Origin of the sequence: Pseudomonas sp. Root569, assembly GCF_001427465.1 — a bacterium.
Taxonomy (GTDB): Bacteria; Pseudomonadota; Gammaproteobacteria; order Pseudomonadales; family Pseudomonadaceae; genus Aquipseudomonas; species Aquipseudomonas synxantha.
Genome location: NZ_LMGQ01000029.1, coordinates 124,588 through 139,027, shown reverse-complemented (window position 1 = coordinate 139,027; position 14,440 = coordinate 124,588). Strand labels below are relative to the sequence as shown.

15 protein-coding genes are annotated in these 14,440 nt (G+C 60.0%); 12 read left to right on the top strand and 3 right to left on the bottom strand.

What is annotated here, in order from left to right:
* Window positions 1–15: 15 nt before the first annotated feature.
* On the bottom strand, window positions 16–369 hold the full coding sequence (gene uraH, locus ASD70_RS27295; protein ID WP_046071844.1) for a hydroxyisourate hydrolase: 354 nt from the start codon (window positions 367–369) through the stop codon (window positions 16–18).
* 430 nt (window positions 370–799) lie between these two features.
* Between uraH and puuE the strand changes: the two genes are divergently transcribed.
* From puuE to ASD70_RS27260, 7 genes are all read left to right on the top strand, one after another.
* Entirely contained in the window at window positions 800–1,726 is a 927-nt protein-coding gene (puuE, locus tag ASD70_RS27290; RefSeq protein ID WP_046071843.1) for an allantoinase PuuE, read from the top strand.
* Window positions 1,723–2,238 carry a 2-oxo-4-hydroxy-4-carboxy-5-ureidoimidazoline decarboxylase gene (gene uraD / locus ASD70_RS27285; RefSeq protein ID WP_046071842.1) on the top strand — a complete coding sequence of 172 codons (516 nt, stop codon included), beginning with the start codon at window positions 1,723–1,725 and terminating at the stop codon, window positions 2,236–2,238. The genes puuE and uraD overlap by 4 nt, the downstream gene beginning before the upstream one ends.
* Window positions 2,239–2,279: 41 nt before the next feature.
* Window positions 2,280–3,275: an allantoicase gene (gene alc, locus ASD70_RS27280; RefSeq protein WP_056847948.1), complete on the top strand. Its 996-nt coding sequence runs from the start codon at window positions 2,280–2,282 to the stop codon at window positions 3,273–3,275.
* A 145-nt stretch (window positions 3,276–3,420) separates the two neighbouring features.
* Window positions 3,421–3,924 (top strand): ureidoglycolate lyase, encoded by a 504-nt coding sequence (locus ASD70_RS27275; RefSeq protein WP_005789953.1) that lies wholly within the window; start codon window positions 3,421–3,423, stop codon window positions 3,922–3,924.
* Window positions 3,925–3,975: 51 nt separating this feature from the next.
* Window positions 3,976–5,259, top strand: coding sequence for a urate hydroxylase PuuD (locus ASD70_RS27270; RefSeq protein ID WP_056847947.1), 1,284 nt, complete (start codon window positions 3,976–3,978; stop codon window positions 5,257–5,259).
* Between the two features lie 187 nt (window positions 5,260–5,446).
* Entirely contained in the window at window positions 5,447–6,796 is a 1,350-nt protein-coding gene (locus ASD70_RS27265; protein WP_056847946.1) for a nucleobase:cation symporter-2 family protein, read from the top strand.
* A gap of 233 nt (window positions 6,797–7,029) precedes the next feature.
* Window positions 7,030–7,815 (top strand): outer membrane protein OmpK, encoded by a 786-nt coding sequence (locus ASD70_RS27260; RefSeq protein ID WP_056847945.1) that lies wholly within the window; start codon window positions 7,030–7,032, stop codon window positions 7,813–7,815.
* A 111-nt stretch (window positions 7,816–7,926) separates the two neighbouring features.
* Here the strand turns inward: ASD70_RS27260 and ASD70_RS27255 are convergent, their stop codons facing one another.
* The gene (locus ASD70_RS27255; protein ID WP_056847944.1) at window positions 7,927–9,075 is read right to left on the bottom strand and encodes a patatin-like phospholipase family protein; all 1,149 of its coding nucleotides are present in this window, start codon (window positions 9,073–9,075) and stop codon (window positions 7,927–7,929) included.
* A 30-nt stretch (window positions 9,076–9,105) separates the two neighbouring features.
* The gene (locus ASD70_RS27250) at window positions 9,106–10,041 is read right to left on the bottom strand and encodes a lipid A biosynthesis lauroyl acyltransferase (protein ID WP_056847943.1); all 936 of its coding nucleotides are present in this window, start codon (window positions 10,039–10,041) and stop codon (window positions 9,106–9,108) included.
* A 119-nt stretch (window positions 10,042–10,160) separates the two neighbouring features.
* Between ASD70_RS27250 and minC the strand changes: the two genes are divergently transcribed.
* From minC to ASD70_RS27225, 5 genes are all read left to right on the top strand, one after another.
* On the top strand, window positions 10,161–10,898 hold the full coding sequence (gene minC, locus ASD70_RS27245; RefSeq protein ID WP_034117002.1) for a septum site-determining protein MinC: 738 nt from the start codon (window positions 10,161–10,163) through the stop codon (window positions 10,896–10,898).
* A 200-nt stretch (window positions 10,899–11,098) separates the two neighbouring features.
* Entirely contained in the window at window positions 11,099–11,911 is an 813-nt protein-coding gene (gene minD / locus ASD70_RS27240) for a septum site-determining protein MinD (protein WP_003175251.1), read from the top strand.
* A 3-nt stretch (window positions 11,912–11,914) separates the two neighbouring features.
* Window positions 11,915–12,169: a cell division topological specificity factor MinE gene (minE, locus tag ASD70_RS27235; protein WP_003175252.1), complete on the top strand. Its 255-nt coding sequence runs from the start codon at window positions 11,915–11,917 to the stop codon at window positions 12,167–12,169.
* Window positions 12,170–12,265: 96 nt separating this feature from the next.
* Window positions 12,266–12,901 carry an RluA family pseudouridine synthase gene (locus tag ASD70_RS27230; RefSeq protein ID WP_005789965.1) on the top strand — a complete coding sequence of 212 codons (636 nt, stop codon included), beginning with the start codon at window positions 12,266–12,268 and terminating at the stop codon, window positions 12,899–12,901.
* A gap of 174 nt (window positions 12,902–13,075) precedes the next feature.
* Window positions 13,076–14,365 (top strand): M18 family aminopeptidase, encoded by a 1,290-nt coding sequence (locus tag ASD70_RS27225; RefSeq protein WP_046071837.1) that lies wholly within the window; start codon window positions 13,076–13,078, stop codon window positions 14,363–14,365.
* Window positions 14,366–14,440: the final 75 nt, after the last annotated feature.

The following is a 14,440-nucleotide window of genomic DNA, read 5'->3' as shown; positions in this document are numbered from 1 at the left end:
AAGCGCGGTGACGACTCAGCTACCGCGGTAGGTGGAGTAGCTGTAAGGCGAAATCAGCAGGGGCACATGGTAATGATCCTGTTCGGCGCTGATGCCGAAGCGCAACACCACCACATCGAGAAACGCAGGCTCCGGCAATTGCACACCACGGGCTCGGTAATAGTCGCCGGCACTGAATTGCAACTGGTAGACACCGCTGCGGTAGTCGTCACCTTGCAGCAGCGGCGCGTCGCAACGGCCGTCGCTGTTGGTCCGGGCGCTGGCAACCAGTTGCAGCTGTGTACCTTCGACACGGTACAGCTCGACCTTGATCGCGCTGCCGGGGCAGCCGTGCGCAGCGTCCAAAACGTGTGTGGTCAAACGTCCCATAGCGTTTACGCGCCTCCTGAAGTCAGTAGAAGAGAAACCCGCACTTTTTCAGGGCAGTGAAAAAGTCGGCGATGGTCGATTAAGACACTTTCAACAAAAATTGTACACAATAAATTCAACCTACTCATCGCGTCTCTTGACCTGCCCCCTGTAGGAGCGAGCTTGCTCGCGAAAATCGCCAACGATACCGCGGGTCTTCAGGAGAAACGCGGTGACTTGAAGTTCTTCGCGAGCAAGCTCGCTCCTACAGTTCTATGCACCTACGCAGACAGCGCAATTATTTTGCTTAAATTGACCGGTCAGGCAGGTTTCTTGCAACCCTTGTAAACCGACCGTTCAGAAAAAATGCAGAAATGCACACTTACAAAGTGGGGAATAAGTTGTATACAATCACTCATCGCCACCTCGACGAACAAGAAGGAAGACTGCAGTGAGCGCTGACTACCCACGCGACCTGATCGGTTACGGCAGTAACCCTCCTCACCCCCATTGGCCGGGCAAGGCACGCATCGCGCTATCGTTCGTACTCAACTACGAAGAAGGCGGCGAGCGCAATATCCTGCATGGCGACAAAGAGTCCGAAGCCTTCCTCTCGGAAATGGTCTCGGCCCAGCCGCTGCAAGGCGAGCGCAACATGAGCATGGAGTCGCTGTACGAATACGGCAGCCGTGCCGGTGTGTGGCGCATCCTCAAGCTGTTCAAGCAATTCGATATTCCGCTGACCATCTTCGCCGTGGCCATGGCCGCCCAACGCCACCCGGATGTGATCCGTGCGATGGTCGATGCCGGTCACGAAATCTGCAGCCATGGCTACCGTTGGATCGACTACCAGTACATGGACGAGGCCCAGGAACGCGAGCATATGCTCGAAGCGATCCGCATCCTCACCGAGCTGACCGGCGAGCGCCCACTGGGTTGGTACACCGGGCGCACCGGCCCCAACACCCGACGGCTGGTAATGGAGGAAGGCGGCTTCCTCTATGACTGCGACACCTACGACGACGACCTGCCTTACTGGGAACCCAATAACCCCACCGGCAAGCCGCACCTGGTGATCCCCTACACCCTGGACACCAACGATATGCGCTTTACCCAGGTGCAGGGTTTCAACAAGGGCGATGATTTTTTCGAGTACCTCAAAGACGCGTTTGACGTGCTGTATGCCGAAGGCGCCGAGGCACCGAAGATGCTGTCCATCGGCTTGCATTGCCGCCTGATCGGCCGCCCTGCCCGCCTGGCCTCCTTGAAGCGTTTTATTGAATACGCCAAGAGTCACGAACAGGTGTGGTTCACCCGGCGTGTCGACATTGCCCGCCATTGGCAGCAAACCCACCCCTACACGGGAGCGGCGAAATGACTGCATTCCAGACCTTGAAACCTTCGACCTTGAGCCGCGACGCTTTCGTCCAGGCCTTTGCCGATATTTACGAACACTCGCCATGGGTGGCCGAAAAGGCCTTCGAGCTGGGCCAGGATGCTTCGATCGACCAGATCGAAACCCTGCACCAGCGCATGAGCGATATCCTGTTGAGTGCTGATCACACCCGCCAATTGGCATTGATCAACGCTCACCCGGACCTGGCCGGTAAAGCCGCCGTCCAGGGCCAACTGACCCAAGCCAGCACCGATGAGCAAGCTGGCGCGGGGATTCACCAATGCACGGCCGAAGAGTTTTCTCGCTTCACCGAGCTGAACGACGCCTACAAGGCCAAGTTCAAGTTTCCCTTCATCATGGCGGTAAAAGGCAGCAACCGGCATCAGATCCTCGCCGCGTTCGAAACGCGCATACACAACTCGGTAGACACCGAGTTCAAGTGCGCGCTGGACGAGATCAACAAGATCGCGTTGTTCCGTTTACTGACCCTCTAAACGACCATCCCCAGCCACTCTATCTAAGGCAGACAAGAAGAATGAAAGCTTACGCCGTACCTTTCGAGAAGTTCGTCAACCTGGCCGACGCCCGCCTGGGCACCAAGATCATCTCGGTGACCGATGACTGGTTCGCCGACGCCAACCGACTGTTCCAGCCGACCCCGGCCGTGTGGAAGGAGGGCGTTTTCGATGACAACGGCAAGTGGATGGACGGCTGGGAGTCACGCCGCAAGCGCTTCGAAGGCTACGACAGCGCGGTGATCCGCCTGGGCGTGCCGGGTTCGATCAAAGGTGTGGACATCGACACTTCATTCTTCACCGGCAACTTCCCGCCGTCGGCCTCCCTGGAAGCCTGCTTCCTGGCCTCGGGCGAGCCGGACGCCAATACCCAGTGGGTGGAAGTGCTGTCGGCGGTCGAGTTGCAAGGCAACAGCCACCACTACCACGAAATCAATAACGACCAGGCGTTCAGCCACCTGCGCTTCAACATTTACCCGGATGGCGGCGTAGCCCGTCTGCGTGTGTACGGCGTGCCGTTCCGCGACTGGTCTTCGGTGGGCGACAACGAACAGGTCGACCTGGCTGCCGCGCTCAATGGCGGGCGTGCCCTGGCCTGCTCCGACGAACACTTCGGACGCATGAGCAACATCCTCAACCCGGGCCGTGGCATCAACATGGGCGACGGCTGGGAAACCGCGCGTCGTCGTACACCTGGCAATGACTGGGTGATCGTCGCCCTCGGCCACCCGGGCGAGATAGAGAAGATCATCGTCGACACCCTGCACTTCAAGGGCAACTACCCGGACACCTGCTCGATCCAGGGCGCGTTCGTGAAAGGTGGCACCGACAGCCAGATCGAAACCCAATCGCTGTTCTGGCGCGAACTGTTGCCGGCGCAGAAACTGGAGATGCACGCCGAGCACACCTTCGCCGAGCAGATCACGGCACTGGGGCCGATTACCCATATCCGCCTGAATGTGTTCCCGGATGGCGGTGTGAGTCGCCTGCGCGTCTTGGGCAAAGTATCGAAGTAATGCTGAGACTGTAGGAGCGAGCTTGCTCGCGAAGATCGTCAACGATAACGCGCCCATCCTGGATACACGCGGTGTTGTTGAGTTTTTCGCGAGCAAGCTCGCTCCTACACTGATCCAATAACAATTCAAGATTAAGAAGACAGCCATGCGCACACTGATGATCGAACCCCTGACCAAAGAAGCCTTCGCCCCTTTCGGAGACGTTATCGAAACCGACGGCAGCGATCACTTCATGATCAACAACGGGTCGACCATGCGCTTTCACAAATTGGCAACGGTCGAAACAGCACAGCCCGAAGACCACGCCATCATCAGCATCTTCCGCGCCGACGCGCAGGACATGCCGCTGACCGTGTGCATGCTGGAAAGACACCCGCTGGGCAGCCAGGCTTTTATTCCGCTGCTCGGCAACCCCTTTCTGATCGTGGTCGCGCCACTTGGCGATGCACCTGTATCAGGCTTGGTCCGCGCCTTCGTCACCAACGGCAGGCAGGGCATCAATTACCATCGCGGCGTCTGGCACCACCCGGTGCTGACGATCGAAAAGCGGGATGACTTCCTGGTGGTTGATCGCAGTGGCACAGGCAATAACTGCGATGAGCATTTTTTCAAAGAGGATGAGCGGTTGATCCTCGCCCCCCACCAATAAGAGAAGGCCGGATCACCCGACAACAAGGGTGACAGGCGAGAGGTAAAGACTGTGGAAGCACATTTGATGGAATGGCTGAACCTGAGCGTGCGCTGGGTTCACATGATCACTGGCGTCGCCTGGATCGGCGCTTCGTTCTACTTTGTCTGGCTGGAAAACAACCTCAATCGCGTCAACCCCAAGAGCGGCCTGGCCGGTGACTTGTGGGCGATCCACGGTGGCGGTATCTACCACCTGGAAAAATACAAACTGGCCCCGCCAACCATGCCGGACAACCTGCACTGGTTCAAATGGGAAGCCTACTTCACCTGGATGTCGGGCGTCGCGCTGCTGTGCGTGGTGTTCTACTGGAACCCGACGCTGTACCTGCTCGCCCCCGGCAGCAGCCTCAGCGGCACCGAAGGCGTGTTGCTGGGCATCGGATCGTTGTTCGCCGGCTGGTTCATCTACTCCTTCCTCTGCGACTCGGCCCTGGGCAAGCGCCCTGCCCTGCTCGGCTTGATCCTGTTCGTGCTGTTGATTGCGGCGGCCTACGGCTTCAGCAAGGTGTTCAGCGGCCGCGGTGCCTACCTGCACGTGGGCGCGGTGATCGGCACAATCATGGTCGGTAACGTGTTCCGCATCATCATGCCGGCGCAACGCGCACTGGTGGCGGCCATCGCCGAGAACCGCACGCCGGATCCAGCGCTGCCGGCCAAGGGCCTGCTGCGTTCGCGGCACAACAACTACTTCACCTTGCCGGTGCTGTTCATCATGATCAGCAACCACTTCCCGAGCACCTATGGCAGCCAATACAACTGGCTGATCCTGGCCGGGATCGCGGTAGCGGCGGTGTTGGTGCGGCACTACTTCAACACCCGGCACAACAGCCAGAAGTATGCGTGGACCTTACCGGTGGGCGCGTTGGCGATGATCAGCCTGGCGTACGTGACCGGGCCCAAGCCGGCTCCGGAAGTGGCAAAGGCACCTGCAGCGATCGAGTACCAGCCACTGCCGGAAACGGCATTGGGCGGGGGTTTGAAGCCCGCAGCGCCTGCCGCGCCTGCCGCTGAGCCGGCACCGGCCCAGGCCACCACCGACTTCGGCCAGGTGCACCACGTGATTGAGCAGCGCTGCACTGTGTGCCATTCGGCCAAGCCCACTAGCCCGTTGTTCAGCACGGCGCCGGCAGGGGTGATGTTCGACACACCGGCACAGATCCAGCAGCAGGCCGCGCGCATTCAAGCACAGGCCGTGGCCAGCCAGATCATGCCGTTGGGCAACATCACCCAGATGACCCAGCAGGAGCGGGATTTGATTGGTTCCTGGATCAACCAGGGGGCGCGTACCAATTAACTATGTACATCACCCACTGTAGGAGCGAGCTTGCTCGCGAAGGACGTCAACGATATCGCGCACATGCTGAATGAACGCGGCGCTCTTGGGTTCTTCGCGAGCAAGCTCGCTCCTACAGGAATTGCGAACAGCGCTAATGGCAATTGAATGCCAAACAACACAAAAATAAAAAGATCCGAGGTGTTGCATGACCGAGTTAGTCGAACCGCAGATTCCTGCCGCGCCCGCCATGGTGCGGCTGCCCCTCTTGCAACTGATTCTGGTTGGCCTGCAACACGTCTTGCTGATGTACGGCGGCGCCGTCGCCGTGCCCCTGATCATTGGCCAGGCCGCGGGCTTGAGCCGTGAAGAAATCGCCTTCCTGATCAACGCCGACCTGCTGGTGGCCGGGATCGCCACCATGGTGCAATCGTTCGGTATCGGCCCGGTGGGCATCCGCATGCCGGTGATGATGGGCGCCAGTTTTGCCGCCGTCGGCAGCATGGTCGCCATGGCCGGCATGCCCGGTATCGGCTTGCAGGGCATCTTCGGCGCGACCATCGCCGCCGGGTTCTTCGGCATGCTTATCGCACCATTCATGTCCAAGGTCGTACGCTTTTTCCCGCCGTTGGTGACCGGCACCGTGATTACCGCCATCGGCCTTTCGCTGTTTCCCGTGGCCGTGAACTGGGCCGGGGGTGGCAGTGCCGCCGCCACGTTCGGCTCACCGATCTACCTGGCGATTGCCGCCCTGGTACTGGCCACCATCCTGCTGATCAACCGCTTCATGCGCGGCTTCTGGGTGAATATCTCGGTGCTGATCGGCATGGGCCTGGGTTACGGGTTGTGCGGTGTTATCGGCATGGTCGACCTCAGTGGCCTGGCTCAGGCGCCCTGGGTGCAGGTGGTGACGCCGTTGCACTTCGGCATGCCCAGGTTCGAGCTGGCGCCGATCCTGTCGATGTGCCTGGTGGTGGTGATCATCTTTGTCGAGTCCACCGGCATGTTCCTCGCCCTGGGCAAGATCACCGATCAGGAGGTCACGCCGAAGATGCTGCGCCGCGGCTTGCTGTGTGATGCCGGCGCGTCGTTCTTTGCCGGTTTCTTCAACACCTTTACCCACTCCTCCTTCGCGCAGAATATCGGCCTGGTGCAGATGACCGGCGTGCGCTGCCGTTCGGTCACCATCATGGCCGGCGCATTTTTGATTGTGCTGAGCCTGCTGCCCAAGGCGGCCTATCTGGTGGCTTCGATTCCACCCGCGGTACTCGGCGGCGCGGCGATTGCCATGTTCGGCATGGTGGCGGCGACCGGGATCAAGATTTTGCAGGAAGCCGACATTGCCGACCGCCGTAACCAGCTGTTGGTAGCGGTGAGCATCGGCATGGGCCTGATCCCCGTGGTACGCCCGGAGTTCTTCGCGCAGTTGCCGCTATGGATGAGCCCGATTACCCATAGTGGCATCGCTATGGCCACCCTCAGCGCGTTGTCGCTGAACATACTGTTCAACATCCTGGGCGGCGCTGAGCGCGTTGCCGTTGAGCACGTCCACACCTGAAGCATGCTCCATTGTCGTCCTGAGCGCGCTGTAACGGCGCACTTGAGCCAGGACGTGGGAGCCAGTATTCTCCGCGCCCGCTTGAATCGACGGTTTTTAACCGCCTTGGCGCGGCTTTTGCTGTAAGCATAAAAGCTGACCAATCAGATGATTTTTTCAGCGAATCCAAAGGCGCCACATCAGAGCGCCAGATTAGAAAAAACATAAAAAAACTTTAACTCGGGAGCAACCGAATGAAACCTATGTTCAAGGGCCTGGTGCTGGCAGGATCCCTGCTGGCCGCCGGCCAAGCCGGAGCCGGCGACTTGTTGCAATGGCAGAACAACAGCCTGACCTACCTGTGGGGCAAGAACTTTACCGTCAACCCGCAGATCCAGCAAACCGTCACCTTCGAACATGCTGACGCATGGAAGTATGGCGACAACTTCTTCTTCCTCGACCGTATCTTTTACAACGGCAAGGAAGACGGCAACGTCGGCCCCAATACTTACTACGGCGAGTTCAGCCCACGATTGTCATTCGGCAAGATTTTCGACAAGGACCTGTCGTTCGGCCCGATCAAGGATGTGTTGCTGGCCTTCACCTACGAGTTCGGCGAAGGCGATAACGAGTCCTACTTGCTCGGTCCTGCCATCGACTTGAACATTCCTGGCTTCGACTACTTCCAGCTGAACTTCTACCAGCGCCAGACCGAAGGCAACCGCCCGGGTGACGGCGTCTGGCAGATCACCCCGGTGTGGTCCTACACCATTCCCGTAGGCAACTCCGACGTGTTGATCGACGGCTTCATGGACTGGGTGGTGGACAACGACAAGAACGCCCGTGGCACTTATCACGCCAACCTGCACTTTAACCCGCAGGTCAAATACGACCTGGGCAAGGCGCTGCATTGGGGCGACAAGCAGTTGTATGTGGGTTTTGAATACGACTACTGGAAGAACAAGTACGGGATTGAAGACAGCGGCGCGTTCAAGACGACCCAGGACACAGCGAGCTTCCTGGTCAAGTACCACTTCTAATAAACACTGCTGGACAAAATGTGGGAGGGGGCTTGCTCCCGATAGCGGTGTGTCATTCAAAGTATCTGTGACTGAATCGCCGCCATCGGGAGCAAGCCCCCTCCCACATTTTCAGCTCTGCGTCAGGCCGAGGAATCGCGACAACTCCTCACGTTTGGCCAGCGCATCCTTGCGCCCCAACTCGATCAATTCGCTGCAATACCCCGCCTCGAACAGCAAGTAACTTAATACCCCCGCGCCACTGGTCTTGGTCGCCCCCGGCCCACGCAAGAACAAACGCAACGCCGCCGGCAATTCCTGGCGATGCCGCGCAGCGATCTCGTCGATCGGCTGGCTGGGCGCAATCACCAGCACTTCCACCGGCGCCAGGCCCTGTACCGCTGCATCAGCAGGCACGACGCGGCTGAACTGGTTCAAACGCTCCAGCAGTTCGATATCGCTTTCCAGGCTGTCGATGAACGTGCTGTTGAGCATATGCCCGCCAATTTGCGCCAGGGTCGGCTCCTGGCCGGTGTAGGTGCGTTGCACCGAAGGCTCATTGCCCCGTGGGTTGCCGCTCACGCCGACCACCAACACGCGGCTGGCGCCCAGGTGCAGGGCCGGGCTGATCGGCGCCGACTGGCGCACCGCGCCATCGCCGAAGTACTCCTGATCGAGCTTGACCGGCGCAAACAACAGCGGAATCGCCGAACTCGCCAGCAGGTGCTCCACCGTCAGTTGGGTGGGCACGCCGATCCGTCGATGGCGCAACCAGGCATCGATGGTGCCGCCGCCCTGATAGAAGGTCACCGCTTGCCCGGATTCATAACCGAAGGCCGTGACCGCCACCGCCTGCAAATGCTTGCAGCGAATGGCTTCGTCGATGCCGTCCAGGTTCAGGCGTTCTTGCAACAATTCGCGCAGCGGCGAGCTGTTGAGCAGTGCCACTGGTACCTGTGCGCCCAGCCCCAACAGGCTGTGGATGAGGAAACGACTGGCCTGGCGTATCACCCCCGGCCAGTCGCTGCGCAGCACTTGGTGACTGCGAAACCCCTGCCAGAACGCCGTCAGTCGCTGGATAGCCGCACGGAAATCGGTGGCCCCGCTGGCCAGGCTCACCGCATTGATCGCACCAGCCGACGTGCCGACAATCACCGGAAAAGGATTCGGCGCCCCTGGTGGCAGCAACTCGGCAATCGCCGCCAATACCCCCACCTGATACGCCGCTCGCGCCCCGCCGCCAGAAAGAATCAAGCCTGTGACCGGTTCAACTGGGCGCATTGCGTCACTCCATGTGGGAAAAGCCAGCGCTTATCGGCGGCGTTTTTCGTACAGCTTGGGTTCACCCGCCGGTCGGCTCTTGAAGCGGCGGTGGGTCCACAGGTATTGCTCGGGGCATTCGCGTACCGAGGCTTCGACCCATTGGTTGATGCGCAGGCAGTCGACTTCGTCGGTTTCGCCGGGGAAGTCGATCAACGGCGGATGGATCACCAAGCGGTAACCGCTGCCATCGGCCAGGCGTTCCTGGGTGAACGGCACAACCAGCGCCTTGCCCAGGCGTGCGAACTTGCTGGTAGCGGTGACAGTGGCGGCCTGGATGCCGAACAGCGGCACGAAGATGCTTTGTTTGGCGCCGTAGTCCTGGTCCGGTGCGTACCAGATGGCCCGGCCGGCACGCAGCAGCTTGAGCATACCGCGCACGTCGTCGCGCTCCACGGCCAGGGAATCAAGGTTGTGGCGTTCGCGGCCACGGCGCTGGATAAAGTCGAACAGCGGGTTGCCGTGCTCGCGGTACATGCCATCGATGGTGTGTTTCTGCCCGAGCAGCGCCGCGCCGATTTCCAGGGTAGTGAAATGCAAGGCCATGAGGATCACGCCCTTGCCTTCCAACTGCGCCTGCTTGAGGTGTTCCAGCCCTTCGACATGGGCCAGGCGCGCCAGGCGCGGCTTGGGCCACCACCAGCTCATGGCCATCTCAAAGAAGGCGATGCCGGTGGAGGCGAAATTTTCCTTGAGCAGGCGTTTGCGTTCCTTGGCGGACTTTTCCGGGAAGCACAGCTCAAGGTTGCGCGCCGCGATACGGCGGCGATCGCCGGCCACGCGGTACATGCCCACGCCCAGCAGGCGACCAATGGTCAACAGCGCCCGGTACGGTAACTGGGTGACCAGCCACAGCAGGCCGAGCCCCAGCCACAGCAGCCAAAAACGCGGGTGAAGAAATACAGCTCGAAAACGCGGGCGATCCATTACAGATTCCGGTAAAGACAAGGGCCGCGCATTCTACAACGGTTCGACTCGGCTTGCGGCGGGTGAGTGTTCTCGTTATAAGTCTCGACACTTTTCGTGACAAGCCGCTTTCGCCGACCATGAGCCAAACCGAACCGCTAGACCAAGATCCCGTGTTCCAGCTGAAAGGCAGCATGCTCGCCATTACCGTGCTGGAACTGGCCCGCAACGACCTCGATGCCCTGGACCGCCAACTGGCCGCCAAGGTCGCCTTGGCGCCGAACTTTTTCAACAATGCCCCGCTGGTACTGGCCCTGGACAAACTCCCGGCCGGCCAAGGGGCGATTGATTTGCCCGGGCTGATGCGCGTATGCCGCTCCCATGGCTTGCGTACCCTGGCGATTCGCGCCAGCCGTATCGAAGACATTGCCGCAGCCATCGCCATTGAACTGCCAGTACTGCCACCGTCCGGCGCCCGTGAGCGTCCGCTCGAACCATTGGTCGGTGAAGAGAAGAAAAAACCGGAAAAACCGCCCGAGCCTGCGATCAAGCCAACAAAGATCATTACCTCGCCCGTACGCGGCGGGCAGCAGATTTACGCCCAGGGTGGTGATCTCGTGGTGATCTCCTCGGTCAGCCCGGGGGCGGAACTTCTTGCCGATGGCAACATCCATGTATACGGCCCGATGCGCGGACGCGCCCTCGCCGGCATCAAGGGTGATACCAAGGCCCGGATTTTTTGCCAGCAGTTGACCGCTGAGCTAGTGTCCATCGCAGGCCAGTACAAGGTTTCAGAAGATTTGCGCCGTGATCCGCTGTGGGGGGCTTCGGTGCAGGTCAACCTGTCGGGCGATGTGTTGAACATCATCCGTCTTTAACGGATACTGCCGCATTTTCCAAGCATCTCTAGACTCTGATAGCAAAGCGAAACCGGCAAGACTTGTGTAGGAATATTTGGAAGTTGGTGTTTCCCTGCGGAAACTGCATCTTTTTCCTACAAAGGCTGTCCGCCTGCAGCGAGTTCCAAGAGATGTTTTTCAGGGACTGAAAAGTCCTTTTTCCTTAGGGGTGAAACACCTTGGCCAAGATTCTCGTGGTTACATCCGGCAAGGGTGGTGTGGGTAAGACCACCACCAGCGCCGCTATCGGTACCGGCCTCGCTCTGCGCGGCCACAAGACAGTCATCGTCGACTTCGACGTCGGTTTGCGTAACCTCGACCTGATCATGGGCTGCGAACGCCGCGTGGTGTACGACTTCGTCAACGTAGTCAACGGCGAAGCCAACCTGCAACAGGCCCTGATCAAGGATAAGCGCCTTGAAAACCTGTACGTGCTGGCCGCCAGCCAGACCCGTGACAAGGATGCGCTGACCAAAGAGGGCGTAGGCAAGGTCCTCGCCGAGCTGAAAGAAACTTTCGAATACGTGGTATGCGATTCCCCGGCCGGTATCGAGACCGGTGCTCACCTGGCGATGTACTTCGCCGATGAAGCCATCGTGGTGACCAACCCGGAAGTCTCCTCGGTACGTGACTCGGACCGCATGCTCGGCCTGTTGGCCAGCAAGTCCAAGCGCGCCGAAGAAGGCCAGGACCCGATCAAGGAACACCTGCTGCTCACCCGCTACAACCCTGAGCGCGTCAGCAATGGCGAAATGCTCGGCGTTGAAGACGTGAAGGAAATCCTCGCCGTGACGCTGCTGGGCGTGATCCCGGAATCCCAGGCCGTGCTGAAGGCATCCAACCAGGGCGTGCCGGTGATTCTCGACGACCAGAGCGACGCCGGCCAGGCGTACAGCGATGCCGTGGATCGCTTGCTGGGCAAGACCGTGGAACACCGCTTCCTCGATGTCAAGAAGAAGGGATTCTTCGAGCGTATCTTTGGAGGCAACTAAACAATGAAATTTCTCGACTTCTTTCGCGCCAACAAAAAGCCAAGTACCGCGTCGGTAGCGAAAGAGCGTCTACAGATCATCGTGGCGCACGAACGCGGCCAACGCAGCACGCCGGACTACCTGCCAGCCTTGCAGAAGGAACTGGTCGAGGTGATCCGCAAGTACGTCAATATCGGTAACGATGACGTGCATGTCGCCCTGGAAAATGACGGCAGTTGCTCGATTCTGGAACTCAATATCACCCTGCCCGATCGTTGATCGAAAGGGCGGTCGCCACGGCGGCTCGGTCACCTTGATCCCTCTTCGGGAGCCAGGTGGTCGAGCCGCCGTTGGCGTTTGTTACGAGGCTGTTTAATGCCGCTGTCCAATATTCATATCCTGCATCAGGACGATGCCGTCCTGGTGGTGAACAAGCCGACCCTGCTGCTCTCGGTGCCGGGTCGCGCCGACGACAACAAGGATTGCCTGATTACCCGCCTGCAGGAAAACGGTTACCCCGAAGCCCGTATCGTCCATCGGCTTGACTGGGAAACCTCGGGGATCATCCTGCTGGCCCGGGATGCCGACACCCACCGCGAACTGTCCCGCCAGTTTCACGACCGCGAAACAGAAAAAGCCTACACCGCCCTGGCCTGGGGCCAGCCGGAACTGGACAGCGGCAGCATCGACCTGCCCCTGCGCTACGACCCGCCGACCAAGCCACGGCATGTGGTGGACCACGAGTTCGGCAAGCACGCCCTGACCTTCTGGAAAGTGCTGGAGCGTTGTGGCGACTGGTGCCGCGTGGAACTGACGCCGATCACCGGGCGCTCGCACCAGTTGCGTGTGCATATGCTGTCCATCGGGCATCCGTTGCTGGGTGATGGCTTGTATGCCCATGAACAAGCGTTGGCTGCCTGGCCGCGGCTGTGCCTGCATGCAAGCATGCTCAGTTTCACCCATCCACAAAGCGGCGAGCGCTTGCGCTTCGAGTGCCCTGCCCCGTTCTAGAATTGGCAATACAATCAAAACTGTGGGAGGGGGCTTGCCCCCGATGGCGGAGTGTCAGTCACTGTATTTGCTCACTGACACACCGCAATCGGGAGCAAGCCCCCTCCCACATTTGTTCTGTGCACTTCTGGCCATCGAACGGTAAACTCCGCGCATTGCTGTCTGGAGCTATTTATGCGCGAAGCGTTGAATCAAGGCCTGATCGACTTCCTCAAGGCCTCCCCTACTCCTTTTCATGCCACTGCCGCCCTCGCCCAACGCCTGGAAGCGGCCGGTTACCAGCGTCTCGACGAGCGCGACACCTGGGCCACCGAGGCCAACGGTCGCTATTACGTGACCCGCAACGACTCCTCGATCATCGCCTTCAAGCTCGGCCGTCACTCGCCGCTGCAGGGCGGCATCCGCCTGGTCGGCGCCCACACCGACAGCCCATGCCTGCGGGTCAAGCCCCAGCCTGAGCTGCAACGCCAGGGTTTCTGGCAGTTAGGGGTAGAAGTCTACGGCGGCGCGCTGCTGGCACCGTGGTTCGACCGCGACCTGTCCCTGGCCGGCCGCGTGACCTTCCGCCGTGACGGCAAGGTCGAAAGCCAGCTGATCGATTTCAAGCTGCCCATCGCGATCATTCCCAACCTGGCCATTCACCTCAACCGTGAAGCCAACCAAGGCTGGGCGATCAATGCCCAGACCGAGCTGCCGCCGATCCTCGCGCAATTTGCCGGTGACGAACGCGTGGACTTCCGCGCCGTACTCACCGAGCAGTTGGCCCGCGAGCATGGGTTGAACGCTGATGTGGTGCTCGACTACGAGTTGAGCTTCTACGACACCCAAAGTGCCGCGGTCATCGGCCTCAATGGCGATTTCATCGCCGGTGCGCGCCTGGACAACCTGCTGTCGTGCTACGCCGGCCTGCAAGCCTTGCTGACCAGCGAGACCGACGAAACCTGCGTGCTGGTGTGCAACGACCACGAAGAAGTCGGCTCCTGCTCGGCCTGCGGCGCCGATGGCCCGATGCTGGAACAGACCCTGCGCCGCCTGTTGCCCGAAGGTGATGAGTTCGTACGCACCATTCAGAAATCCCTTCTGGTATCGGCCGACAATGCCCACGGCATACACCCCAACTACGCCGAGAAGCATGACGCCAACCACGGCCCGAAACTCAACGCCGGCCCGGTAATCAAGGTCAACAGCAACCAGCGCTACGCCACCAACAGCGAAACCGCCGGGTTTTTCCGCCACTTGTGCATGGCCGAGGAAGTGCCGGTGCAGAGTTTTGTAGTACGCAGCGACATGGGTTGCGGCTCGACGATTGGGCCTATTACCGCCAGCCACCTGGGCGTGCGTACCGTGGATATCGGCTTGCCGACCTTTGCCATGCACTCCATTCGTGAACTGTGCGGCAGCCATGACCTGGCGCATCTGGTGAAGGTGCTGGGTGCGTTTTATGCGAGCCGCGACCTGCCCTGATTTGATGGGCGAAATGTGATCGAAGTGTGGGAGGGGGCTTGCTCCCGATGGCGTCGTGTCAGGTTCACATATTTA

Bases quoted from the DNA above. Each gene is read 5' to 3' on its own strand.
- ASD70_RS27230 (WP_005789965.1), top strand. From the start codon at position 12,266: ATGCCGCTGTCCAATATTCATATCCTGCATCAGGACGATGCCGTCCTG.
- minC (WP_034117002.1), top strand. From the start codon at position 10,161: ATGAGCCAAACCGAACCGCTAGACCAAGATCCCGTGTTCCAGCTGAAA.
- minE (WP_003175252.1), top strand. From the start codon at position 11,915: ATGAAATTTCTCGACTTCTTTCGCGCCAACAAAAAGCCAAGTACCGCG.
- alc (WP_056847948.1), top strand. From the start codon at position 2,280: ATGAAAGCTTACGCCGTACCTTTCGAGAAGTTCGTCAACCTGGCCGAC.
- uraD (WP_046071842.1), top strand. From the start codon at position 1,723: ATGACTGCATTCCAGACCTTGAAACCTTCGACCTTGAGCCGCGACGCT.
- ASD70_RS27225 (WP_046071837.1), top strand. From the start codon at position 13,076: ATGCGCGAAGCGTTGAATCAAGGCCTGATCGACTTCCTCAAGGCCTCC.
- ASD70_RS27255 (WP_056847944.1), bottom strand. From the start codon at position 9,075: ATGCGCCCAGTTGAACCGGTCACAGGCTTGATTCTTTCTGGCGGCGGG.
- ASD70_RS27275 (WP_005789953.1), top strand. From the start codon at position 3,421: ATGCGCACACTGATGATCGAACCCCTGACCAAAGAAGCCTTCGCCCCT.
- ASD70_RS27250 (WP_056847943.1), bottom strand. From the start codon at position 10,041: ATGGATCGCCCGCGTTTTCGAGCTGTATTTCTTCACCCGCGTTTTTGG.
- ASD70_RS27260 (WP_056847945.1), top strand. From the start codon at position 7,030: ATGAAACCTATGTTCAAGGGCCTGGTGCTGGCAGGATCCCTGCTGGCC.
- ASD70_RS27265 (WP_056847946.1), top strand. From the start codon at position 5,447: ATGACCGAGTTAGTCGAACCGCAGATTCCTGCCGCGCCCGCCATGGTG.
- uraH (WP_046071844.1), bottom strand. From the start codon at position 369: ATGGGACGTTTGACCACACACGTTTTGGACGCTGCGCACGGCTGCCCC.